This is a genomic window from Vibrio sp. 10N.222.55.C6 (genome assembly GCF_041473395.1).
In the GTDB taxonomy this organism is placed as follows: Bacteria; Pseudomonadota; Gammaproteobacteria; order Enterobacterales; family Vibrionaceae; genus Vibrio; species Vibrio crassostreae_C.
In genome coordinates this window covers 284,339-310,294 of record NZ_JBFRSD010000005.1, presented here as the reverse complement: position 1 = coordinate 310,294, position 25,956 = coordinate 284,339, and the positions used below count along the sequence as shown (strand labels likewise).

Sequence of the window (25,956 nt, the reverse complement as noted above, 5' to 3'; positions counted from 1 at the left end):
GTGTTAACAAGATCTCGGTACTCTCTCCATCATATTGATAATCTTTATACAAACCGATGACAAGCTGAGATCCGAGTGACCAAAATACTGCCTAACCTAATGACACCCTTTGTTTTATTCTCATTGTTATTGGGAGCTGCAGGGCTGACCGCAACCCACTTTATGGCAGTGCAATTCCAAGAAAAAATCGTCACTCAGCAACTCGATGAAGCAGCGAATAAAGCCAATCTACAAATCGACTCTGAATTGGATAAATTCAAACAGATCCCGGATTTACTCAGCCATGACCCGCGCTTGCTCTCTTATTTTGACTCATCACCACGAGCAGACAAGATTTCCGCTGCGCAGCTCAATCAATTACTATTTGAATGGTCGAATCAAAGCCAAGCCGACACCATCTATATTCACGACCCGAGCGGTACTGTGGTCGCTTCCAGTAATTACCAAAAGCCTCGTACCTTTGTAGGTGAGAACTTCTCGTTTCGTCCCTACTTTGCTTCTGCCATTCAAGGTAACAACACACAATATGTCGCGCTAGGCGCTCGCTCGAACGTACGAGGTTATTTTCTGTCTTCACCTCTGTATATCGACAAGGAAGTTGTTGGCGTTATCACGGTAAAAGTGAGCTTAGAAAATCTCGAAAACATCCTGACCAGCGACGATTTTGAGATCGTAGTACTCGACTCTAACCAAGTGGTCTTTCTATCAAGCCAAGCTCCGTGGCTTTACCATTCATTGTTGCCATTAACGCAGCAACAACAAACGGATATCGCACTTCAACGCCAATACGGTCAAAGCGAAATTTCGATCATCGAAGCCTTTCGTTCTTCAAGATCTCAGTCAGAAGCGAGCAACGCCAATCAATCTAGCAACCTTCAATCCAATGAAATCCGAAAAGAGCTCACCGCCAACCAGTTATTCAAGCTTGGTGCATTTAATCTTTACCCCGCTACCATCAGCAACAATCAGTACCAAGTTGTTGCCCTAAAAGAGACCAGAGCTGAACTTATTAAAATCTTGCAGATCGATGTCATCTTCGTGGTGATTTACAGCTTGGTGATGCTCATCGCTTGGTCGTGGCGCCAGACTTATCTCGCGAAAGTGGCGTTGACCCGACTCAACCAAAACCTAGAGCAAACCGTTGATAAACGCACTCACTACTTGAAGCAATCCAATCAACAGCTGCAACAAACCCTTTTTCAATACCAAGAGTCGCAATCCAAGTTGAAACAGACAGAACAAGAGCTGACACAAACCGCGAAATTAGCGGTACTCGGCGAGCTGTCAGCGAGCATTAACCACGAAATCAACCAACCGCTTGCAGCGTTGCGAACCTACAGTGAGAACAGCTTAAAACTGCTTGAAATGGAACGAACCGATTTGGTGAAAAGCAATCTTGAGAAAATGATTGGCCTCAACAACACCATTACCGACATCATCGCGCGACTCAAAGTCTTTACTCGCAAGGTCACTAAACAAGAGCATCATATGGCGAACCTGCACCAAGCGGTCAACAACGCCACTAGCATTCTCAGTGCGCTGATGATCAAGCAAGGAATTACGCTAAGGCTAAGCACGGTGCCAGATGACATCAATATTGCGATTCATCCAACCGAACTCGAGCAAGTACTGGTGAATCTGATTCACAACGCGACTCAAGCGCTGCAACATCAAGTTCTTGAACAGAAAATCTTGCAGGAGCAACAAAACCTGGAAAGCGTTGACCAACAGGCTAGCCCACAGATAGGCATCGAATGGCAACTGCATCATGACTCTTGTCAGCTGATCATTTGGGATAACGGAATTGGCATGCCGAACGATAAGCTAGAACAGCTGTTCGACCCGTTTTTTACCACCAAACCGGAAGGTTTAGGGCTAGGGCTTTCAATATCGAAACGGATTATTGAAGCGTATCACGGCACGATCAGCGCGAACCGGTTAGAGCCTTCAGGCATGGTATTCTCGCTAAACATCCCGTTATATAACGATAAGCGCTAACACGCCGTTGTTATTGTTAACGGAAAACGAATTTCACATTACTGCTAATCTCACCTACAGCTAAGGAATCGGCTTTTGCACTCTATGCCTAAACTCTATTTTGTCGACGATGAACCCGCCATTCGAGACTCGGTAGAACAAGCCATGCTCATTGAAGGTATCGATATCGTCGGCTTTCCCAATGCTATTGAGGCATTAAAGAAAATAGATACCACGCAAGCCGGAATTGTCGTCACCGATATTCACATGCCGGTGATGGATGGCATTCAATTGACGCAAAAGTTACTGAGCCAAAATCCTCATTTTCAGGTCATCGTACTTACCGGACATGGTGACGTGCAAACCGCGGTGTCCTCGATGAAAGCCGGCGCTTACGATTTTCTGGAAAAGCCATTTGTGGTCGATGCCCTACTCACTGCCGTTAAAAAAGCGGCGGATAAGCTCGCACTGGTTGAAGAGAACAACCTACTGCGTAAAGAGTTGGCAATGCAAAATCAGGTTGGCCCGAAACTGATTGGTCAATCACCATCAATGCAGGCATTACGCCGAGAATTGATCACCCTAGATACCAAAACTAACCCACTTCTATTATTTGTTGGTGATTTAGGGACGGGGAAAAGGGTCACAGCACAATACACCCATGATTTACACAGTCATCAAACCGCGGAGCTTTGCCCTGTCGCTGCGTTTAATTTGCCACGCAGTGACGAAGCGACATTCCATCAGTTTATTTTGCAACTGTTCTTGAAGCATCAAGGTGGAACACTCTATATCCATGAGACAGAAGCACTAACTCAGGATCAATGGCTGTGGTTAGCGAACCTAAAACCCACTCTACTTCGTGAAAACTCATGCAAGACCAATGCAACTTGTATCATTATCGCAACTACAGTAGTTCCTACTACAATTACAGGTGAACTGCGCCGATTTAATTTACTACCCTTGGCGCAAAGAACGGAAGATATTGGCTCTTTGTTCAAACACTTTGCTCGTGGTGCAGCCAGTCGCTATCAACTGCCGCCACCCGTCATTACAGAAAAAGAGATTCAGCGACTCATTGCAACGCATTGGACGGAGAACATTCGTCAGCTTCGCCAACATGCTGAACTCAGAGTGCTGACTCAAATTAAGCAGCCGTCGCTCGACAGCGATACTGATGAGCAAAATGAACTCGATATGAGCATTGAAGAACAACAACAGTCGTTGAACCAACGCACCGATAGCTTTGAACAAATTATCTTGATTGAGGCGCTACATCGCCATCAAGGTCGTTTAAAAGAGGTACAACAAGAGCTGCAGGTGTCGCGAAAAACACTGTATGACAAACTAAGAAAGCACCAACTCGATAAAACAGATTTCAAGAACCGATAAGTCTTAAAAAATATATAAATTCAAAGATTTAAAGGAGTAAAATCTTAACATTTATCAAAAGTAAGAATACACTCAATAGGCTTGCACTTTTATTTAGCGAACAAGGACTGTTATGAGTCAGAAAAATTTCAGCAAATTGAACGAGACCGAGCTTGAGTATGTCGATGATAAAACAGCGGCACTACTCCTCAATACGCCCACCAGTGCGCGAATTATGTTGTGGGTGATCGTTCTGTTTTTTATTGCTGCTATTGGGTGGTCTGCATGGGCAGAGATCGACAAAGTTACCGTTGGCCAAGGCAAAGTGATCCCCTCCTCTCAGATCCAAGTGGTACAAAACCTTGAAGGTGGCTTGGTTAAAGAAATCTTAGTTAAAGAAGGCCAACGCGTTCAAAAAGGTCAACAACTGCTGTTAATCGATGACACACGATTCCGTTCTGACTTCCGCGAACGTGAACAACAAGTCGCGAACTTGACCGCCAACGTGTTAATGCTTTCCGCTTCCCTGACCAGTGTTGTCATCAATGAAGAATTCTCTGAAAAAGAATGGAAGAAAAGTGTCACTCTCGATTATGGCAAGCTTGCGTTCCCACCTAAATTCTATGAACTTCAACCTCAACTGGTTAATCGTCAAAAAGCAGAATACCGTCAAGATCTCAATAATCTGAGAAACCAGCTTTCCGTTTTTGATCAACAAGTTGAACAGAAACAGCAAGACCTAGTTGAGATTAAAGCGCGTGTTCGAAACCTAAAACAGAGCTACCAGTTTGCTCGCCAAGAACTGGATATCACCAAACCTCTCGCCGATGAAGGGGTGGTACCACGAATTGAATTACTTAAACTGCAAAGACAAGTGAACGACACTCGCCGAGAAATGACTTCGAGCGAGCTAAAAATTCCTCTTTTACGCTCAGCAATCAAAGAATCCATGCTCAGCCGTATTGACGCCGCACTGAACTTCCGCTCCGAACAACAAGAAAAACTCAATCAAGCCCAAGACAAGCTCTCTGCAATGACCGAATCTGCCGTTGGCCTAGAAGACAGAGTAAACCGTACCGTGGTGGTTTCTCCTGTAACAGGCACCGTTAAAACATTGGGTATTAATACTGTCGGCGGGGTTATCCAACCGGGTATGGACATCGTTGAGATTGTACCAACAGAAGACTCTCTATTGGTTGAAGCGAAAATCGCCCCGCAAGATATCGCGTTCCTACGCCCAGAATTGACTGCCATCGTTAAATTCAGTGCTTATGACTTCACTAAGTACGGTGGTCTAGAAGGCGTGTTAGAGCACATCAGTGCCGATACCACTCAAGATGAAGAAGGCAATAGCTTCTATATCGTGCGCGTGCGCACCGAAAAACACAATTTTGGACAGAACGAAGAGTTGCCAATCATTCCTGGTATGACCGCCTCTGTCGATATCATCACGGGTAAAAGAACCGTGCTTGAGTACATGTTGAAGCCACTATTAAGCGCTCAAAACAATGCACTAAAAGAGTAATGACGTTTGATGTTTGATAACGCCTTTCAATACACAGCAAATAGACAAGAGCAGAGGCTATGAAGTCTCGGATTTCGCTATTGCTGCTGGTCCTCACCTCTTTCACCTCTGTGGCGCTCAACAAGAGCGACCAACGGTGGATAGATGCAGTGACCAAAACCTACGGCGATAGAGCCGGAAAGCGAGTGGCAACATGGCGCTCAAATATGACGTCATACGACGGATTAAGTGAAAAAGAGAAGCTCAGGTCGGTGAACCAGTTCTTCAACCAGATGTACTTTGTCGATGACAACATACTGTGGGGAAAGAATGATTACTGGGCAACACCACTGGAATTTTTAGGCAGCAACGCCGGTGATTGTGAAGACTTCACAATCGCAAAATACTTCTCTTTGCTTGAACTGGGCGTCCCAGATAAGAAATTACGATTAGTGTACGTAAAAGCACTGGAACTAAACCAGTTCCACATGGTGTTAGCTTACTACTCAACACCGAGTGCAGAGCCATTAATTTTGGACAACTTAAACCCTGAAATTAAACGCGGTTCCAAACGCCCAGATCTAAGACCAATTTACAGTTTTAACGGTAAAAACCTTTGGTTGATCAAGTCGGCAGCAGGCAGCGGCAAGTTGGCAGGGAAATCTTCAAGATTGAGCTTATGGAACGACTTACGTTCACGTGAGCGCTCTCTAAAATTAAACAAACCCATTATCAATTACGATGAGTAGGTACAATGACTTTATATAAACAGCTTGTGGTCGGGATGGTTGCAGTGTTCATACTGCTGATGACGTCAGTTTTTATGATCGAATTCAATACCACCCGTGGATACTTAGAGGAGCAGCAACGCTCTGAGGTAAGTAATACCATTAATACTGTTGGACTGGCTCTCGCCCCTTACCTAGAAGAAAAGGACAAGGTGGCAGTGGAGTCTGTTATCAACGCCCTGTTTGATGGCAGTTCTTACTCAGTCGTTCGATTGATCTTTCTCGATAGCGGTGAAGACATTCTCCGCTCATACCCTGTAAAGCCAACTGGCGTACCAGAGTGGTTTACCAACCTAAACCTGTTCGAGCCTGTTCATGACCGCCGCGTGATCACCAGTGGCTGGATGCAATTGGCCGAGGTCGAGATCGTAAGTCACCCAGGCCCTGCCTACGATCAACTTTGGCAAGCATTCATCCGCTTACTGAGCATATTTGGCACGATCTTCTTGCTCGGTTTGGTGTCTATCTCTTGGATCCTTAAGCGCGCTTTACGCCCGCTCTCGTTGATCATTACCAAGATGGATCAGATCGCCAAGAATCAGTTTGGCGAACCTCTGGCTCGTCCAAAGACAAAAGATCTCACCTTGGTTGTCGATGGTATCAACCACATGTCGACTCAAGTTGAACTGGCATTTAAAAACCAAGCGAAAGAAGCTCAGAAGTTACGTGAAAGAGCATATATCGACCCTGTATCTCAGCTAGGTAACCGTGCTTACTACATGTCTCAGTTAACTCAATGGTTAGAGGAGTCGAGCTTAGGTGGTTTAGCGGTACTTAAAGCGGAGTTTATCAGTGAAGAGTACGATGAAAAGGGCTATCAAGAAGGTGATGCCTTGGTTCATCAACTGGCTGAACAGCTGCAAGCTTCAATTTCATCTCCAGATATCACCATCGCTCGTATTTCTAGTGACGAGTTCGGTTTCATCATGCCAAACATTGATGAGAGCGAACTGAAACTTGTCGCGAGCAGCATCGTAAACTGTATCCAGAGCCTAGGTTCAGACCCAACAGGCACTGCGAATCCACATATTGCTCTTGGTGTGACCTACAGCAACAAGCGTAAAACCAGTACTGAAATCATGTCGCTGGTGGATAACGCACTCTCAAGTGCCAAGGCGAATCGAGAACTTGCTTACGGCTACGTAACCGCAGACGATCACGGCGCAGTGATGGGCAAACAACAATGGCGTATGTTGGTTGAAGAAGCGATCATCAACGACCTCATTACCTTCCGTTTGCAGGCTGCAAACAATGCCTTTGGTAAAACGTATCACCAAGAGGTGTTCTCTGCGATTGAAAAAGATGGCGTGCGTTACGGTGCTAACCAGTATCTATACGCGCTAGAACAGCTTGAAATGAGCCACATTCTCGACCAATACGTTATTGAGAAGATGGTTGAAAAGCTCAATGCAAAAGAAGTAACCAGCCCAGTCGCTATTAATCTCTCGCCAAGCAGTATATCTCAACCAAGCTTCATCCGTTGGATCGGTAAGACGCTTGAACAGAATGCTTCAATCGCTCACCTGTTGCACTTTGAGATTCCAGAAAACTGCTTCATCAACGTTCCGCACTACACGGCACTTTTGTGTAACACCATTCGCAACGCTGAAGCGGTGTTTGGTGTCGATAACTACGGACGTAACTTCCAATCACTGGATTACATCAACGAATACCGTCCAAGCTATGTGAAGCTAGATTACCTGTTCACACATAACCTTGATGACGAAAAACAGAAGTTTACCTTAACGTCGATCTCTAGAACCGCTCACAACCTAGGCGTCACCACCATCGCGTCTCGAATAGAAACTCAGACTCAGCTAGATATTCTGTCTGATAACTACGTAGAAGTGTTCCAAGGCTTCATTGTTGATAAATAGTTGTAAGGGTTATATCACATGCAAGATCCACTATTGAACTCACTGATCTACGTTAGCCGGTATTACGGGTTAGCTAACTCGCCCGAAGCGTTGATCAATGGGCTACCACTATCCGATGGAAAGCTAACCCCTTTCCTATTCCCACGCTCTGCTGAACGAGCAGGATTAGTGGCAAAAGAAAACCGTTCCGACTTAGAAAAGATTCCTCACCTGATACTGCCTGCGGTCTTACTACTTAAACAAGGTGAGGCGTGCGTTCTCAACAGTATCGATTTAGAGAAGCAAGAAGCGGAAATCATTACTGCGGAAAGCGGAATGGTGCCAATCATCATTCCTGTCGAAGAGCTGAAAGAACAATTCATCGGCCGCTACTTCTTGGTAAAGAAACAGTTCCGTTATGATGAACGTTCACCAGAAGTTCTAAAAACACGTAAAGGGCATTGGTTTTGGAGCACGATTTGGGAATCTAAAAACATCTACCGAGATGTGTTGATTGCCTCCATTCTTATCAACATCTTCGCGATTGCCGCGCCGATGTTTACACGCTTGGTGTACGACAAGGTAGTTCCCAACCTCGCCTTTGAAACTTTGTGGGTGCTGGCAAGTGGTATCTTTGTCGTGTTCCTATTCGATTTGCTGCTCAAATTGATGCGCAGCTACTTCATTGACGTTGCCGGTAAGAAATCCGATATTCTCATTTCCTCCAAACTGTTCAGTAAAGTACTGGGGATTCGTATGGAAGCGAAGCCTGCTTCTGTCGGTGCTTTCGCTAAAAACTTGCAAGAGTTCGAATCCATTCGTGAATTCTTTACCTCTGCAACCATTGGCTCGTTAATCGACCTCCCCTTCGCACTGATGTTCTTAGCGCTAATTTGGTTAATGGCTGGAAACCTTGTGTTTGTTCCCGTTGCTGGCGTGGTCATTTTGATCGTCTATGCATTGCTAATCCAAGGTCCACTGCGCCGTACCATTGAGGAAGGCTCTCGTCTTGCTTCGCAGAAGTACGCGAACTTAATCGAGAGTTTGGCAGGGTTAGAGACGGTTAAGCTGTTCAGTGCGCAAAGCCAATTCCAATTCCGTTGGGAAGAAGCCGTTGCTCACATGGCGAATTGGAATATCAAAAGTCGACGCATCACTGACAGCATCCAAAACACCGCCGGCTTTGTTCAGCAAAGTACTAACGTTGGTATGATCATCTTTGGCGTGTATCTAATTGCAGAAGGTGAACTTACGATGGGTGGCTTGATCGCTGCAACCATGTTGAGCGGCCGAGCGATTGGCCCGCTTGTTCAGCTGTCTTTGCTTTCGACTCGTTACAACCAAGCAAAGTCATCAATGACTCTGATTGAGCAAGTGATGTCGATGCCTGATGAACAAGAAGAAGGTAAACGCTACATTCACCGTCCGATTATTCAGGGCCATATCGCGCTAGATAAAGTGACGTTCCACTACCCAGATTCACCAGTGGCTTCAATTAGAGACTTAACCCTCAATATTAAACCCGGTGAGAAAGTGGCGATCATTGGACGTATCGGTTCAGGTAAAACCACACTAGAACGTCTGATTATGGGCCTCTACAAGCCCACAGAGGGCCATGTACGCATTGATGACACCGATATGGAACAACTGCATCATGTCGACGTACGACGCAATATAGGCTGTGTGCCGCAAGACAGTAACTTGTTCTACGGTTCGGTAAGAGACAACATTACTTTAGGTCGCCCTTTAGTAGATGACCGTGACGTGATGGATGCAGCAAACCGTGCAGGGGTAACCGCGTTTACTCAACAAGATCCGGCAGGTTTGGAACGCCAAGTGGGTGAAGGTGGTGCCTTGCTGTCTGGTGGTCAACGTCAGTCAATTGCCATTGCTAGAGCCTTCCTTGGCCGTCCGCCAGTGTTGTTGATGGATGAGCCGACCAGTGCTATGGATAACCGTTCAGAGATGCACATCAAACACCAACTTAACCAATTGCTACCAAGCGAGACGTTAATTCTGATTACACACAAAACGTCGATGTTGGACATTGTCGATCGAGTGATCGTAATGGAGAAAGGCTGCATCATTGCAGATGGTCCAAAAGCACAGGTTCTTTCAGACCTTAAACAAGGTCGAGTGAGAGCAGTAAGCTAGAGTGCTCAAGCTACCTAAATAAATCATTATCAGTAGAAACCAAAAGGGGAGCATCAGCTCCCCTTTTTTATTTGTCAGTATCGGCACCTTAACCATACGTAACTTTGTGTTCAGCACAAAAGTCTACAAAGCAATATCCTCTTGCTCCATCTTGAATGAACATTGGATCTCGTATTGGTTGAATGAGAAAACACTTCCGCCATGGGTTCGCTTGGTTGTGACTGTCTCATCACCAAATTGAATCGTCACTCGGGTATACACTTTTTCGTGAACCTCTACCGTGCATTCAGCAAGGTTGGTTTCAAACTCCGCTTCGAGTGTATCTAGCTGAGACTTTGTGTTTTCTATTGCAAGGTTATTCTTCTCACGTTGCTGCTCAATTTCTAGGGCTTGCTCTTCGCTTCTCTCGGCTTTCGGGCGCTTCTTAAATTCTAACTCTTGGCGAATTACACCCATGGTTTGCTCTTGCGTATGTTTATAAGTTTCCTTCAGCTCGGCTATCTTTTGGCGGTAGCCATCGTAGCGCGCAAAACCATGTACCTTGGTGGCGGTATCTCCCTCAACGCCTAAGAAGACACATTCGACCTTTCCGCCGACTTTGGCTTCACCACCGCTGAGCGTGCCGTGTTTTTTCAAACTGTCCATCACGATAAGGTTGTTACCACAGCGAATGTCATTACTCATACTGTGCACACCAAGTCGAAGGTCATTGGCCGTTTGTAGCTCAGCATTCTGTGCGTAACTTGCGGTGATAGAACCTTTGCTAAGTACTTTACAACTTTTTGGCTCACTCTCTTTAGTCGTGTGGCCGATAATGCCTTTGGCGACTTTGATATCCCCCTGGGCTTGAACTTCGGCCGATTCGATAAAGCCACCAACCGTAACACTTCCGGTCGCCTTGACGATCATACCCGGCTCGATGTTGCCAGAGACAAACACATTACCTTTAAATTTAACGTGCCCAGTTGAGACATCGACGTTGCTGACACATAAGGCGTCATCCACTTCGATGGTTCGATCTTTAATGATGGGCAATCCAGGGTGTGAGGCGAGTAGTAAATTGGGATCTTCAGGGGAGATGTAGGTGCCCTTTCCAGGCTTGATTAAACTGTCTTGTCCAGGAAGCGGTGGGATAATTCGGCCTTGAACGGTAAAGCCAGCGATACCTTTGGTAGCGGGGGTACGTTTCATTAAGTGATCATTTTGACCAACGGTAATGGTTTGTCCCAAGTCTCGCATATCAATCTTGCCTTCGTCTTTGCTGCGAGGCTTCAAGACTTGGCGAGTAATGTCTTCAACCAAAGCGGCAAACTTAGCGTCTTTACCTTTTACTGGTTGTGTCCCTTTAGCTACGGGCTGAGTAAACTTTTCACCGGACTTAAGTTTGCTACTCATCATCAGAACCTTTCTGAGCGCTAACTTATTTATTCCTTTTGTTATTTGAGCTTGAGATAAACACTGAATGATGTCGCTGCCACGCAGCGGGTGTCCATTGTAGGGACCAGTGACCACGAGACTCGCCAACATCTCATCATCAGACAGTTCGACCGCAACAGTGGCATTTCGAACTTCGGCAATCAAGATTCCTTCATAAGCTTCACCCTTACCTTCTTTAGCAAGAGTAACGAAACGCAACACCTCTTCTTCGAAAAGAAAATAGTTTGATGCATTCAAAGCTTCCAAGGTTGGTGGCAGCGTCTTGTTATCAAAGCTTGCGTCAACCACAGTCCCGGTTGGCAGACATGCCATTACTTGTTGCTTGTCTTCCGACAATGTAACGATGTTATCCCACATTCGAATTGAGTATCCCTAATGACTCAGTTGTTATTCAGTCTATATAATTCATTCTGCGCTGAGTATCACATTATTAGAATAATCAGCGTCACATCACTTACTTTCGCTTCTGCAAACATGACTCATAAATAAGACTTACACATTTTATGATCTGCTTCGCCTTTACAAATACATAGGAAAATTTTTTCAGAATATTTCGTGCGATTGAATGTTGATTCGATGTAGGGCTAGATAGTAAAGGCGAATAGCTTTAGAAGATTAAAGGCTGTAGTGGAGAGATAAAACAGAAATGATGTAACAGATAATCAGGGTAAAAACGGGTTTCAATATGGAGCTTCAGTTTACAGTGTAAATCCAATATTCTAATTTACACTGTAAATCTAATTTGTTGCGGTCAGTCTATTTAAATGATGGCTAGCCTATTTACACTGTAAATTTGCTAACAGAGCATCGACATCTTTACGAAACTGAATCTCTGCTTGTTTACGACCAACAAGATTAAACTGTTCAACACAAGTCCCCCACTCTTTCTGCTGAACAACCTTTGCGATGAGTAAGTCAGAAATACCTATGTTTCGATCGTTACTGAGTAGAATCAAGTTCAGTACGCTGAAGCTGATCGCATCATAACTGTTGCCACCGTTCACGTAATTTCTAACTAACTGAGTTTCAAACTCACTAACGGTGTGAACACTCTTTGGCAGCAGTGCTCGCACCATATCGGTTTCAAGTGAAACCAAAGAACCTGAAACAAGAAAACAGTAGCTACGCTCGAAGTGATTTTGAACTTGGCTTATCCAGCCTTGAGAGTTTGAGTTAAGCGCCTTAACCATCAGAACCGAGTGACAGCCACTGGCCTGATCTCGCTGGTGGCCGATGTGCACAGCTTCAAATTCACTACCACGCCAAAAAGAAATCAATTCGCTGGTCGCGCCAAAACTTGTCGCCAGATAATCTGCTTGGCTGGTTTGCTGTGATAACTGAGCCAACATCCAACGGCCAATACCCAAACCTTGATGACGCGCTGAAACAGCAATGCGCATCACTCGAAGGCAACGACTGCTCGCCGCATGAGTACAGCCAAGTTGGTTTGCCAGTAATACTGGAGCAAGGTGACCTTGAGGCCTGCGTTTTCCAAGTTGAATTTGAGTAATCAACTCGCTGTCCAAACCACCCTCTTCCGTCACCAACATACAACCTAAACATTCACCTTGCTGCCAAGCGGCGTATAAACGGATTGCTGGATTGTTGAGAAACTGCATTAAGTCATTAGGCGAGGTCTGATAGTGCGCATCCACAAGAAGAGAAAAACATTGTTGTAGCTGCTCAGGATTAGCCAAGCATTCTGCTTTTGATAACTCGACTAAGTTTAATTTTTTGATTGCGTCAGCAGAAAAGCCATCGAGTTCATCAACCGCCGATTCAGTGACTGATGCGTCATTACCAAGTAGAAAGCAATCAAACAACCAATCCTCTAGCGGATCTTTGTTATTCCAACGAATCGGTTGTTCGAGCTTAAAGCCTTTCCACCCCGGACGATGCTCAGAAAGCCAAGACTCAAACTTAATACCGAACCCTCGCCCACTGCCTTCGTAACCATGTACCGTGGTTGAAAAGACCATACGGTGATAGATGTCGACCATGGATTTAAGCATCGGAATTGGAATTGCAGCTGCTTCGTCAACCAATAACAGATCGCAATCAGGCTTAGATTTAAGTAATTCATCTGTTGCGACGAATCTTAAACTGCCACCTTGATGACGAATGTGAGTAGCGTTGACCACTTCGCAAGATTCCAACCCTTGGCTAGCATGGGAAAATACCGGCTCTACCGCTTTCACTGAAGGTGCGGTAACAACAATATTAAACCCGTGACGCTCAACTAACAGCTGCGCAGCGGCAATACCCAATGTCGAACTTTTACCACGCCCTCTATCCGCAGTGAGAATCAAAGGACGTTTACGGTGTCCAGACACCACTTTTTTGACTAATTCAACAGCCGTGTTTTGCTGTTCAAATTTATCCAATCCGTTTTGGGCGCTTTGCATCTGAGGAAGAACGTGAGTTGCTTGAACTACATCGCAGGCTTCATTGTGTTGTGAAACAGACATCAGTTTATCGAAATGACGTTTTAACCAACGTTGACCAAAGCTTTCACTATCTTCAGAGGCATTAACTTTTGGCGGCAACACCAACAACAGCCCACCACCAACTAACGAACCCAACGCGGCACTAAAACCATTCGCATCGAACTGCTCTCTAAAATCACAAACAAGAACCTGACACTCACGACCAAGCAGTTGTTGGCCTTTTTTTACTGGAGCATGAATCACACCTTCAAATGGCGTACCGCCAATCTGGAAGATGCTCGGACTGTGTGAGTCTTGAAGGAAAGTAAAAACAGCTGAGTTTTGCCAATCAAATTCGCCATCAAAGACCACGCCGTAACGGTGATCGTTATGTTGAGCAATATTAGAAAGTGTATGCAGAAAAGTGTTGGTTGGGTTTGTCATAGTTAGCGTCCAGATTCATCTAAACACAGTTTATCACAGCCAAATAAAAAGCCGCATTAAGCGGCTTTAGAGGAGTAATGAAAAGTCGTCGACTTAGTCGAGCTTCGATTGAACGAAGGCGAGGATTTCTTCCATTGTTGCATCATCAACTTTCTTAAGGTTCAACGCCAAGTTTGAACCCTTGCGGCTGTATGATGCGCGGCCCTTAATAAGCTCAACTTTTGGAGAAGCTTTCTTCGCTGGCGCTGGCGCCAATTCAAGAATCCAACCTTCCAAAGTTTCTGTCACGTCTTTGGTTAGACGAGTTACGCCTTGAGCTTCGCTACGCTGCCATACAAAACCTTCAGAAGCATCACACTTAGTAAGCAGTGTTTGCTGCTGTTCACTCGTCAATCCACCAAACTGCTTGTGCAGTTTAACAATAGTTGGACGACCAAGGTCGCTCACATTTGGGTAAGCTTGTAGCAATTCAAGTGGCAAAGCGGCTGCTTTCAATGCACCACTCACCAAAGCTTCACTGCACTGGAACATTTTTGCCAGTGCTTTCTGGTCTTCAGCTTCGCCTTTGTCCAGCTTCGCTTGCATCTCTTTGCCCTTCTCGTAAAGAGAAAGCGGTTTATGAGCGTTAGCTACGTCTGATAGGAACTTAGCGTGTTCGCCGTTAATGTTTTCAGCAACATAGATTAGGAACTCTTTGTCAGCCAAAATACATGACATACGACGACGGCTACCATCAAGAACTTCAATCTTACCGTCTTTGTTCTTACGACCAACCGCTGGGTATTGCTGACCACGTTCTTTCAATGTTGTAAGAACATCAGAAAGCGCGTGCTCGTTTAAGAAAGATTGCTCACGAGCGTTCTCTTCAAAAACAACCGTTCGAGTAGCCACTTCAGCCGCAGGAATTCGAACCAATTCAAATGAAACCAAATCTTCGCCAGCAACAGAAAGCTCAATCACTTGAGCCTGCTCTTTTGCCGCTGTTTGCGCTTCTTGTGGTGTTGCTACGCGACGTTTGTTTGCTTTACCAAATAGCTTTGCATTTAAGTCAGATGTTTTAATTGCCATTGTTGTTATCCCTGATTAAGTGAAGGCCAGTTGCTATGTAATACGCGCTCTAATTCTAGAGCACTTTTTTGTACTGCGTCTTGAGCAACAGCTAGAGTTTTCTTACCGCCCTCAAAGTCGCTCACCGTTAGATCGAAAACCGTGCTGTAAGTGTCGGCACAGGTTTCAAAAGCACGGCTTCTTGGAATGGTTGCCATCATTACTTGGTCATTCAACAGGTAGTTCATTTCAGTCAGAACTGACACCTGTTTCTTGTTGTCGTCTTCAAACATGGTTGGCATTAGACGAACAAATTCGAGCCCTTTCCAGTCATCCGGGAACATTTCGTAAACCGTTGGTAAGTGCTGGAAGAAGTTAACCGTTGAAGCCCAATCCAAACGCTTAGCTGCACATGGAATCAGAAGTGCGTTCGACGCGTACATTGCATTCCATACTAGAGGGTCAACGTGCGGGCCGGTATCAATCATAATCACATCGAAGTCATCGGCGATTTTGTCGATAAGCTTCTCTTTTAACAGACGAACAATATCAAGTGACTGATCTTGTGAAAGGCTTTGCCACGCTTCAGCGTTAAACATCGCATCTTCTGGGAAAGCAGAAATTGTCTTCAGGTTTGGATACTGAGTTGGCAATAGTACGTTCTTACGAAGAAACTCTAGATCGACATCTTGGCCTTCAGGCACATTGTCCAACATGATATCGACGGCAGAATAGATGCTGTCGTGCTCTGCCCCACTAATTTGTGGATTTAGGAACAGACGCAAAGAGCCCTGTGGGTCCAAGTCAATCAGACAGATACGGTAGCGCTTATCCAAATTCAGAGACAAACAAGCGGCTAAGTGAACTGCTGTCATTGATTTACCCGTACCACCCTTCTGGTTTTGTACGTTGATAATCCATGGCTTATTGTCAGCGTGCTGCTTACGTTCATGGAACTTCGGCACTTCTGCCGCGTCCATCAACATGTGAGCTTCTGTCAATGAAATCGAGTAATGATTAGCGTTGTTCTTTGTGAACTGATGGCCATCAGCTTCAAGTTTAGTGATCGCTTCATCGAGCTTACGACGCGTTAAACCAGAACGAGTCTCCATCATAGCTTTAGACATTGGAGGGAAATGTTCATCACTTCGCTCTTCCAAAATAATCTCAATTCGGTCAGCCTGAACTTGTTGAGTTTGTTCGGCTAGCTGATAGAGCTTATCAATCGTTTGTTCTCTTTTCATTGCCAGTTTCCGTAATGATTAACTAAGTACAAATTGTACAGCGATTAACAACAAACACAACAAAAACATGAACATACATTTATGAGTAAAATCACATAAAATAGGCCGCGTTTTTACAATTTGATGAAACATCGCCTTAGACAAACACAAAAATGACTGTTTCTATCATGTATAACCATGCTATTTCTAGTCTACATTTTAAATGTTACAGCATCACTTATTTACAATGTAAATGGAATTTCAACGAAAAACCTTCGGAACGATTGAAATACAACCGTAGATTACGGTTGGTGTGATTTGCATTCGAATTTATAGATTTTCAATCCAATAAAAATTAAAAAACACTCAATGACCAAAAAATTCAAAACAGAAGAGAAGATGGGGTGTCAAAAAACAACAGAGGATTGGAACCTAACCGGAAGAATGATCATGGAGCACATCCAGTGTAAGATAATTGATAACGCCAAATTATGAAGCATGATCAAGGCGTAAACTGAGCAATATTGATCCGAGCAACTGCACATTGAAAATGATCAACCTCCGGAAAAATGATCAAGTAAACATAGTTCCGGAAGCATGTAATTTATGAACTAAGTTACGGACAAATGCTTTTGGAATGGGGATTCAACGCCTATAAGGGCTCAATGATTGAAAATTCAATCGACACAGACCAAGAATACACAAACATGACAATTTCATGATCATGCTTCCTAGTTAAGACCCACCCGCTCTAAATACATCAAAGCAATCCATTTCCAGCGGATACAGACTAAATTTTGCACTCAATAGGGTAGGAACGATAAAAAAGTATGCTCTCTTGATCATTGTTCCGATAGATTGGCCACCACAAGTGTCCACTTAGACAACTCAAAAGCGACTTAGAAACCGATGTTGAATTCCGATCTGTGGATAAGCTGTATAAGTATAATGATCATGCTTTCGAACCAATAATGATCATGCTTACAATGACTTAATGATCATTGTTCTGATGTTCTGTGATCATGCTTTCTTAAGTTTAATGATCATAGTTTCGGAACCTTTATGATCATGCTTTCCAAGGCGATTTATTTTAATTATTTAAATTCAGCCACTTATAAGCAAAGTTACGTCCAGATCATTAGATCACTTAATCATTTAAGATCATATTAATCAAAAAGATCAGTTATTTAAAAGCCAATAAATTCTCTTTATTTATGATCATTCTTTCTTTATCATTCAGGAACTATAGTGAAATTACGGTTAGTGTGATACGGATCAAAAATGAAACCAGAAGAGAAATTGTTAATTAAGGCACGAAGCCACAAAGATGGTCATTTATTTGAGGTATCTGAAACAGCCGTTGAATGGATAGAACAATATCAACACTTCAAAGGTGTCACCAAAAGCATAGTTGAGCTTCTTAACCTAATTTCACTTCGTGGGTTTAGCAGTAAAGATGGGTACGTTTCCACCACTGAGATTATTGAATCAACCGATGGTCAAGTCACTCGCGCAGCCTTACAGCAAAGGCTGAGAGCTGCAGTTAATATCGGATTGTTCAAACAAATCCCCGTTCGCTTTGAAGAAGGCCTTGCTGGTAAAACCATGTTGCATCGCTTTGTGAACCCAAACCAATTGATATCGGTGCTGGGTGCCACCAGCTTAGTGACAGAAAGCGTGAAGCAAAATGAAAAGCAAAAGCGCTCTAAAGCCCTAGCTCAAACCAAAGTAAACAAGCGCTTACTGAATGAACATGGGTTGAATACCCCACCAACGATGAAAGATGAAGCGGATCAATTCATTGTTTCGCCAACCAATTGGGCGGGGATTATTGATCAAGCGTTAGCGCCACCTAGAACTCGTAAGAGCTACCAGAAATCCATGGTTTCGATCTCTGGCACTCGCGCTGTGATCGAGACACGATCTTCTAAAAATATCATGACCGTTGACGATCTGATGACGCTATTCGCGTTATTCACTCTCACCGTTCAATATCATGATCATCACCAAGATGATTACCATCTAGACGCGAAACACACGCCAAACAAAACACCACTCTACATCACTGATATTTTGTCTTTACGTGGCAAGAAAGACAGCGGCCCTGCACGTGATTCTATCCGCGACAGTATTGATCGTATCGAATTCACGGATTTCCAACTGCACGAGCTTACAGGCCGTTGGCTTAGTGAGAACATGCCAGAAGGCTTTAAGAGTGATCGTTTCCGATTCTTAGCTAGAACCATTACCGCATCGGAAGAAGCGCCTACAGAAGGCTCTGACGGCGAAATTCGCATTAAACCGAACCTATACATCCTGGTTTGGGAGCCTTCGTTCTACGAAGAGCTGCTGACGCGTGACTATTTCTTCCTATTTCCGCCAGAAATCCTGAAGCAACATACCTTGGTCTTCCAAATGTATTCGTACTTTAGAAGCCGCATGGCACGTCGCCATTCAGATAGCATGTTGCTCAGTGAGCTCAACCAGAAATTGGCGCGTAACATCGATTGGCGTCGTTTCTCGATGGATCTGATCCGCGAGCTCAGAAAATTGGGTGAAGTCGGGGATCAAGAAGATACCTTCCTGGTTAATCTATGGGGTTATCACTTGACGATCACCGCGTTGATCGAAAAAGGGAAAACGACCGATTATCAGGTAGATATCAAATGTAATGTGGAAGAAGTATTACGTTACTCAAGAGCGCGTACCACTAACGCAGGTAAGCGTAATATGGCACCAACGCTGCCGAACCCACTTCGTAACGAAATGGTGTCTAAGCAGAAACTGGAAGAGCTGTCTGAGATTATCGATGGTGAGTTTGAACCCATTCAGCGTAAAGCACCGTCGCCAAGAGGCAAATTGGGACGTCGAGTTAAGCAGCGTAAACACTCTGTTGAGATCAACGCTGACGAGATCATGATTACTCTCTCTAAATATACCTCTGCAGAGGCTCTAGAACGCAGCATAACGGCTTTATCTGCTATGACAGGGCACTCACATGCCTCAATCAAAGAAGAGTGCTCAGAGCTCATTGAGAAGCTTGATTGGTTGAGAGTAGGGGAGGACGTTATCCCATACGAAACACTGAGTCGCTTGATTGAGCTATATAACGACCGAGATAGCACCAGCAATCGACATCTGTCCATTGAACGTTTGATCTCTGGTTTAGCGGTGCGTCGTAAAGTGTGTAAACAAGTTCATGAAGGTCATTTAGACGAAAACGTGTTCCTTGCGCTCGATGAAATGGCGATTGGCCACTAGTCATTATCCTATCGCGATAAGCCTGTTTTACCGTCGCTGAATGGATAGTTTTGAACACATTAGGTGCTGATTAAAATCGCACCTAACGCTGACAAAGTGATGACAAAGTAGCGCATCTAGTTGATTATTATTTATCCCGAATAGACAACCTTTGTCCTTTCTTGTGATTAATAGATTGGCTCATATTTTGTTACATCATACTGAATAGATTTTTGCGAGTTCCCAAGGGACTCGCTTTTTTTTGCCTAAAATTCAGTCAATCATTAAAATTCAATAGCTTACAGAGTTAAACGCCGAAGCATGATCAAGGCTCGATCATGCTTTCTACGGATCTAGCTCTGGTGAGATTCTGATTTGATGCTTGATCGAGAAGGGCTTGATCAGTGGAGATGGCGTTGAATAATTCCTTGATCATCGTTTCGGGGATGGGTTGCCATAAAGCGTACATGCGACTCGATCAATTTTTCAGACTCTGCTTTCCAACGTGGTTCTTGCTGTTGGTTCGTAAACTCCAAAGCCAATACACACAAGTGTTGTAGCCGCTGTGTACACCACTCTTGCAATCCCGCTTCTGATTTTGGGTCACATGACACCGCTTGCAGCTTACTGTAGGCAAACATTAGGTATTGGTAGGCTTTATCTTGATGGCTTGAGCTGTTGGCCTCCTGCGAAGCCAAGTCCGGATTCGATGAATCCGCGAGGTGGCGATAGAAAGTAAAGATTCTCAGGCATCCGTCTAGCCAACATGCGATGCCTTTGCTCTGCTCATCCGTGATCAATGGCCCCCAGAGCGCATCTGGAGGCGTTAAGATCAAAGGTTCTAACCGGTCCACTTGATCATGCTTTCGGTCTTTGTACCAATCTCCGATCCGCTCTAACCAAGTGTCTAGTTCATTCATGCAACGTTATCCCACTGTTTTACAAAGTGATTATCAGAAACTTGTTTGATTTCATGCTGTATTTCACTGCTCTGCTCTCGAATACGATCAGCGTCTATTGAATAGTTTGGCTCATTTTTGACGAGTTCGCCAAATGGCAGATCGGGATCTGGTACCGCAGAGATCAACAACTTAGTGTACGGGTGTTGTGGATTGGTCAAGATCGACTGGGTTGATCCCCACTCGACGATCTGCCCTTTGTACATCACCGCCGTCTCTTCAGCGATGTAATGTGCCGTGGCAAGGTCGTGGGTTATGTACAAAAAGCCTATGCCTAACTCTTTCTTCATTTTTTGCATCAAGTTCAACACGCCAAGTCGAATCGAAACGTCCAACATCGAGGTGGGTTCGTCAGCAAGAATAACCTCAGCGCCAACGGCCAGTGCTCTGGCTAGGTTAACCCTCTGTCTTTGGCCCCCACTGAGCTCGTGCGGGTATTTGGCTAGCGTTTCGATGGGTAACTCCACCAGCGTTAATAACTCTTTGAGGCGCTCTGTGAGAGCCTGTTTAGTGACTACCTGTTTATGGATCTTAAGTGGGCGCGTTAAATGGTGATCAATAGTGTGAGTGGGATTGAGTGAACCAAAGGGGTCTTGAAACACCATTTGCACACGGCTGCGATAATCCAAGATATCTTTACGGCTTTTCAGCGTAGAGATGTCTCTGCCTTTGAACAGTATCTCTCCCTCTGTCGCGGGGTAAACCTTGGTCATCAATCGTGCGCAGGTGCTTTTCCCGCAGCCTTATTCTCCGGCTAAGCCGAAAATCTCGCCTTAGCCTATGTGAAAGCTAACGGATTTGATTGCATTGAAAGAGGGGAAAATGAGAGTTGGATCAAACCACATTTCTTATGGGGAATCTTTTAAATATAATTGCAGAAAATGGCTTTGGCAAAGTTTAAATGAGGCATTTATTAATTAGCTTTGTGAAGCGTCGGAATCATCACACTTCAGTACAGAATTTCTTAACAAGCGAAAAAGCATTTGCTACAGATTACCTGTCCATTACATGGTGCTTTTCGGAGGAAAACATGTCCATTAATTCTATCAACCATGATGAAATGACAAATATTGCAAACAAGTGGGATGCTGAAGAAGAAGTATCTTTCAAACCAGAAAAGAAAATGAAGTCTGCTGAAGCTCGTCGTCGTATCGAGACTCTAAGAGAAATTAGAGAAAGCGGTTTGAGTCTGGAAGAAGCGAGGGAGCTAGGTCTTATTCACTAATAATCCCCATTGCATTTAGAAGGGTGGCACAACGCCACCCTTTGATTTATAAGTGTTTTTTCATGTTCCCTATCCAGATTTAATCAACTCCTTGATTCTTTGGCTCACTGTTCCGTTTAGCCTATCCCTTGTGATATTACGCTTTTCAGATGAAAAACACGCACATGGCATACTCTTGAACTAAGTTGTTTGACAGTCATATTCAACGCCACTAATTTTAAAGTTAAAGCAAAAATATGCGATGTCGTTGGTAAGGAGAAGGCTATGTCTAATTCTGTGGCTCAAGTTAAAGAAGTGCTGTTTTACGAACCCGAAGATCCGAACGGATACCTGTCAAATTTTGCCGCTTGTCCTATCAAGGTAGGTGATCAAGTTTGGGCAACCAGCGAACATTATTATCAAGCGATGAAGTTTGCCTCCGAAGCGCTACGCAATATCATTTTGGAAGCCAGTACACCTGCCGAAGCGTTCTCTTTAAGTCGTGACTACGAAGACCAAGTTCGCGAAGATTGGTATGACATTCGTGTTGAAGTGATGCAGTTTATTGTGACGGAGAAGTTCAGACAGAATCCACAGTTTGCGCTGTTTCTTACCAATACCGGAGATTCGGTGATCAAAGAACATTCGCACAAAGACCACTTCTGGGGCGATGGCGGCGATGGAACCGGCGAGAACCATTTGGGTAAGATTCTGATGGCAGTGCGTCACCAGCTTCGCACTCAGCAACTGCATTTAATTGCTTCACACTGATTCGTCGATTCAGATAGCGGCATGCTTATCATTACTCCTTAGACGCATTTAAAAGGCCGCCCTGCTATCTAGTATGAAGCAGGGCGGCCTTTTCGGTTTTAGAGAGTCAGGCATCAACGAGAGTTAACGTACGTGACTAAGCTATCCGTTGATAAGTTCTACGTTACGCTGGTGCTATAAGTAACTCTGTACGATGTCGTCAAGCTGTCCATCGTCTTTCATTTGGTCTAGGCGTTGGTTGATGAAGCTTTGCAGCTTAGGATCCATCTCAGGGTCAAACGCCAAATGGATAGGGTAGTTATTGATGACAGAACCAAACTCATGCATCTGGTAATCATCAATACTCAGTTTTTGCTCGTTTAGGTTGTATTTGATTCGTGATTCCATTTCCACAAACACGGTGTCGCCAGGTGCTCGGTTCAGGACACGAAACGCAGCAGTGTAATCTTTTACTCGAATCTCGTTGAGCTTGCCCTGTTGGATATAAGGTTCCAAGTTCGGATACTCAAATCCTTTCAGCAATACTACGGCTTTCCCATCGAGATCATCGATTGTATTGAACTCAAATGGCTTTTTACCGCTGCTGAGTAATACGTGTTTTACATTGTAAATCGGGTCTTCAGATAGGTTCGCAGATTGAATATTCCCCCAACTAGGGCTGCCATAGGTAACCCAGTTTGGATTCTCTCTCGCATCGAGCTTGTCGATCATTCGATTAAAAGGGTAGGTGTGGTAGTTGATCTCATATTGGCTGTCATCAAACACGGCTTCCACAATATCTGAAACAATTCCTCTGTGAGATGACCCGTCAGTTTCGATTTGAAAAGGTTGCGCTTGGCTCGCAATAATGTAGTAGTGAAGAGGTTCGCTTGCAGAAGCATAACTGCTTGAAAACAAACTGACTATGGATGCAACGATAAGATGTTTTTTCATAACCTTCCCTAGTTATTTGATGGATGACTACTATTATACTAGTTGAGTAATTGTAGTTTGCTAGGATAACAATAATGGTAATTTGTGTATGGTGACAAAAGGAAAACGCTACGTTGGACTCTCCCGACAGTTGATCGGGATGATAATAGCGATCAGTACCTTATTCACAGTTATAGTGACAGGTCTCGGGTTGTATGTAGAGTACCAAAGTCGAGTTTCTTTTATCAGCTCTCAGATCGAGCAGGTCAAGGCTGGCTACCTTTCTGGTTTAACGGCAAGTTTGTGGGTTGAAGATCGAGAGCAATTGTTTGTGCAAGCCGAAGGCATCTCTCGCCTCCCTTCGGTCAGTTACCTTCTTATCGAAAGTCCCGATGAAAAAATTCTAGAGTTAGGTCAAAAGACCGAAGGCCAATCTTATTCTCAGTCTTGGGAAATGGTGCACCAGATGGGCGGCACAGACTTCCCGTTGGCGACGCTCACGGTGCAATCAGACTTGAGCATGATCCTAGATGACTTTGAAGAACGAGTGTTATTGTTGCTCGCCTTCGAAGCCGTTAAAATCTTCTTGTTGTCTCTCGTATGTTTAACCATCGTCTATCGTCTTGTCGTAAAACGTTTGATGACTATGTCTTCCCAAATCAACCAACAACAGGTCGAAGACAACAAACCGCGCTTTATAACGCCAACTCACTCTACTTACAAAGATGAGATATCGACTCTAGAGAGTAGCTATAACCGATCGGTAGAACGTATTCGTCAACAATATCAAGAGCTGGAAAAAGCCAAAGACATTGCTGAGGTGGCCAACCGCAATAAAAGTGAATTCCTTGCCAATATGAGTCACGAAATCCGTACCCCAATGAATGGGATTATCGGGCTGTCGTCTTTGCTTTCTGAAATGGATATGCCGAAAGAGCAAAAAGAGTACATCAACATGCTCAATACCTCTTCGCTTACGTTGCTCGACTTAATCAACGACATTCTCGATTACTCGAAGATCGAAGCGGGGCGACTAGAGCTTCAGCAAGAGCCGATGAAAATGATGGGCATTGCGGCCGACGTTGAATCAACCTTTCGAGTGAAAGCCGAACAGAAAGGGCTTCGATTCCAATTAGCGATCGACCCTAAGATCCCAACCATGGTGATTGGCGACGGTACACAACTAAGACAAGTCCTAAATAACTTAGTAGGTAACGCGATTAAATTTACCGAGCATGGCCACGTCACGCTCTCGCTTCGTTTGGAAGAGGTGGTTGAGCCTGAGCAAAAACTCAGAGTGAGGTTCGAGGTTGTCGACAGCGGTATCGGTATTGCAGAAGACAAACAGAAATCGGTGTTCGATAAGTTTCAACAAGCCGACGGCAGTACCACACGTATTTATGGAGGCACAGGGCTTGGTCTAACAATATGCGAGAAGATAGTGACATTGATGGGCAGCAAGCTTGAACTCACCAGTGTTGAAGGTAAAGGCAGTACCTTCTATTTTACGGCTGACTTTGACCCGTGTTTAGAAGCCGATGAAAGCAATATCGATTTCAATAAGGTTTCGGTTCTGCTTGTGGATGATAGCCAGCTGAACATGCGTATAACGTCTACACAGCTTCAATCCTTTGGCGTTAAGTCTGAGTGCTGTGAAACGGCAAACCAAGCGTTAGAGTTGGTTTCAGAGTCTGTGGCTAAGTCATCACCTTATGATCTCGTTCTGATAGACAAAGTAATGCCGTCCGTTGATGGCTTTCAACTGGCGAGAAGCTTAGTTGAACGCTTTGGTAGCGAGTGTCCCAAGTTAGTGATGATCTCTGCTGACCCTAGAAAGCAAGATGAAGCTCGTGCTAAACAAGTCGGTTTTGTTGCCTACATTGCGCGTCCTTACCAAGATAATCAGCTTAAATGGACCATCAGTGAGGTACTCGCGAGAGCGGCTGATACTTCAGTCTTTACCTATCCGAACAGAGGAGAGGTTGCGTTTAAAGACAATGAACCTGTGCCGTTAAGTAAACCTGCAGCGGTTGTTAAAGATGCTCCCATTGTCTCTGTAAACGCCACACCAGCCGATAAACAAGCTCCAATTCAAGCAGAGTCAAAACCTGTCGCAGTTGCCGGAGAATTTAGTGGTACAGTTTTAGTTGTTGAAGACTCGCGAGTAAACCAACAAGTCGCCAAGATGATGCTCAAGAAGCTTGGCTTTGAGGTTGATATTGCCGACAACGGTGAAATTGGTGTCGAGAAATTCAAAGCCAACGAATACGAGATGATTTTTATGGATTGTCAGATGCCGGTTCTCGATGGCTTCGAAGCGACCAAGCAGATCCGAGCGCTCGAAGAAGGGGCTGCAAAGCATATTCCAATCATTGCGCTGACGGCCAACGTCGTGCAGCGAGACAAGCATTTGTGCTTCGATGTAGGCATGGATGAGTTTTTACCTAAACCGGTTAACCAAGGCAAACTGAGAGAGATCGTAGCGAGTTTCTTGTCGAAAGAGACGGAATCAAACAAAGAACATGAGCAGCAAATTGTTTAGTTGAGTATCTCTAATCTTACTTTCATTAAAAGAGTAATGAGGCGAATTAGACATAGTCTTTTATGCCGTTGGTTATATTTGAAGTATCGTGTGAAAGAAAT

At 44.5% G+C, this 25,956-nt stretch carries 16 protein-coding genes and 1 pseudogene; 10 read left to right on the top strand and 7 right to left on the bottom strand.

Going from position 1 to position 25,956, the window contains the following annotated elements; translation table 11 throughout:
- The first annotated feature begins 75 nt into the window (after positions 1-75).
- The 6 genes from AB4486_RS07130 to AB4486_RS07105 all read left to right on the top strand — a co-directional run bounded on the left by AB4486_RS07130 (position 76) and on the right by AB4486_RS07105 (position 9,650).
- Positions 76-1,998, top strand: coding sequence for an ATP-binding protein (locus AB4486_RS07130; RefSeq protein WP_372116826.1), 1,923 nt, complete (start codon positions 76-78; stop codon positions 1,996-1,998).
- An 84-nt stretch (positions 1,999-2,082) separates the two neighbouring features.
- Positions 2,083-3,369: a sigma-54-dependent transcriptional regulator gene (locus tag AB4486_RS07125; RefSeq protein ID WP_372099614.1), complete on the top strand. Its 1,287-nt coding sequence runs from the start codon at positions 2,083-2,085 to the stop codon at positions 3,367-3,369.
- A 112-nt stretch (positions 3,370-3,481) separates the two neighbouring features.
- Positions 3,482-4,873 carry an HlyD family type I secretion periplasmic adaptor subunit gene (locus AB4486_RS07120; RefSeq protein WP_017061206.1) on the top strand — a complete coding sequence of 464 codons (1,392 nt, stop codon included), beginning with the start codon at positions 3,482-3,484 and terminating at the stop codon, positions 4,871-4,873.
- 59 nt (positions 4,874-4,932) lie between these two features.
- On the top strand, positions 4,933-5,601 hold the full coding sequence (locus AB4486_RS07115; RefSeq protein ID WP_019823329.1) for a transglutaminase-like cysteine peptidase: 669 nt from the start codon (positions 4,933-4,935) through the stop codon (positions 5,599-5,601).
- Positions 5,602-5,606: 5 nt separating this feature from the next.
- Positions 5,607-7,517: a LapD/MoxY N-terminal periplasmic domain-containing protein gene (locus AB4486_RS07110; protein ID WP_017061208.1), complete on the top strand. Its 1,911-nt coding sequence runs from the start codon at positions 5,607-5,609 to the stop codon at positions 7,515-7,517.
- 18 nt (positions 7,518-7,535) lie between these two features.
- Complete coding sequence (locus AB4486_RS07105) at positions 7,536-9,650, top strand: type I secretion system permease/ATPase (RefSeq protein ID WP_102428095.1); 2,115 nt, start codon at positions 7,536-7,538, stop codon at positions 9,648-9,650.
- Between the two features lie 123 nt (positions 9,651-9,773).
- On the opposite strand, the gene AB4486_RS07100 is transcribed toward AB4486_RS07105, so the two are convergent.
- The 4 genes from AB4486_RS07100 to AB4486_RS07085 all read right to left on the bottom strand — a co-directional run bounded on the left by AB4486_RS07100 (position 9,774) and on the right by AB4486_RS07085 (position 16,248).
- Positions 9,774-11,444 (bottom strand): DUF342 domain-containing protein, encoded by a 1,671-nt coding sequence (locus AB4486_RS07100; protein ID WP_017065143.1) that lies wholly within the window; start codon positions 11,442-11,444, stop codon positions 9,774-9,776.
- Between the two features lie 419 nt (positions 11,445-11,863).
- Positions 11,864-13,957 (bottom strand): GNAT family N-acetyltransferase, encoded by a 2,094-nt coding sequence (locus AB4486_RS07095; protein ID WP_372116824.1) that lies wholly within the window; start codon positions 13,955-13,957, stop codon positions 11,864-11,866.
- 93 nt (positions 13,958-14,050) lie between these two features.
- On the bottom strand, positions 14,051-15,025 hold the full coding sequence (locus AB4486_RS07090; protein WP_017065141.1) for a ParB/RepB/Spo0J family partition protein: 975 nt from the start codon (positions 15,023-15,025) through the stop codon (positions 14,051-14,053).
- A 5-nt stretch (positions 15,026-15,030) separates the two neighbouring features.
- Positions 15,031-16,248 (bottom strand): ParA family protein, encoded by a 1,218-nt coding sequence (locus AB4486_RS07085; RefSeq protein ID WP_017061213.1) that lies wholly within the window; start codon positions 16,246-16,248, stop codon positions 15,031-15,033.
- A gap of 1,260 nt (positions 16,249-17,508) precedes the next feature.
- Here AB4486_RS07085 and AB4486_RS07080 point away from each other — a divergent pair.
- The gene (locus AB4486_RS07080) at positions 17,509-19,488 is read left to right on the top strand and encodes a replication initiator protein RctB domain-containing protein (protein WP_017071247.1); all 1,980 of its coding nucleotides are present in this window, start codon (positions 17,509-17,511) and stop codon (positions 19,486-19,488) included.
- 380 nt (positions 19,489-19,868) lie between these two features.
- Here AB4486_RS07080 and AB4486_RS07075 read toward each other — a convergent pair whose 3' ends face one another.
- Both AB4486_RS07075 and AB4486_RS07070 read right to left on the bottom strand, forming a co-directional pair.
- Entirely contained in the window at positions 19,869-20,387 is a 519-nt protein-coding gene (locus tag AB4486_RS07075; protein WP_102320933.1) for a transcriptional regulator, read from the bottom strand.
- Positions 20,384-21,169 (bottom strand): annotated as a pseudogene (locus tag AB4486_RS07070) (ABC transporter ATP-binding protein); the annotation flags it as partial. The gene AB4486_RS07075 and the pseudogene AB4486_RS07070, both read right to left, overlap by 4 nt.
- A gap of 287 nt (positions 21,170-21,456) precedes the next feature.
- On the opposite strand from AB4486_RS07070, the gene AB4486_RS07065 reads away from it, so the two are divergent.
- Together AB4486_RS07065 and AB4486_RS07060 are read left to right on the top strand one after the other, a co-directional pair.
- Positions 21,457-21,651: a hypothetical protein gene (locus AB4486_RS07065; RefSeq protein ID WP_017061218.1), complete on the top strand. Its 195-nt coding sequence runs from the start codon at positions 21,457-21,459 to the stop codon at positions 21,649-21,651.
- 189 nt (positions 21,652-21,840) lie between these two features.
- Positions 21,841-22,401 (top strand): NADAR family protein, encoded by a 561-nt coding sequence (locus tag AB4486_RS07060; RefSeq protein ID WP_372116822.1) that lies wholly within the window; start codon positions 21,841-21,843, stop codon positions 22,399-22,401.
- A 174-nt stretch (positions 22,402-22,575) separates the two neighbouring features.
- Here AB4486_RS07060 and AB4486_RS07055 read toward each other — a convergent pair whose 3' ends face one another.
- Positions 22,576-23,334: an ABC transporter substrate-binding protein gene (locus AB4486_RS07055; RefSeq protein ID WP_136974558.1), complete on the bottom strand. Its 759-nt coding sequence runs from the start codon at positions 23,332-23,334 to the stop codon at positions 22,576-22,578.
- An 88-nt stretch (positions 23,335-23,422) separates the two neighbouring features.
- On the opposite strand from AB4486_RS07055, the gene AB4486_RS07050 reads away from it, so the two are divergent.
- Positions 23,423-25,855 carry a response regulator gene (locus AB4486_RS07050; protein WP_372116821.1) on the top strand — a complete coding sequence of 811 codons (2,433 nt, stop codon included), beginning with the start codon at positions 23,423-23,425 and terminating at the stop codon, positions 25,853-25,855.
- Positions 25,856-25,956 lie beyond the last annotated feature (101 nt).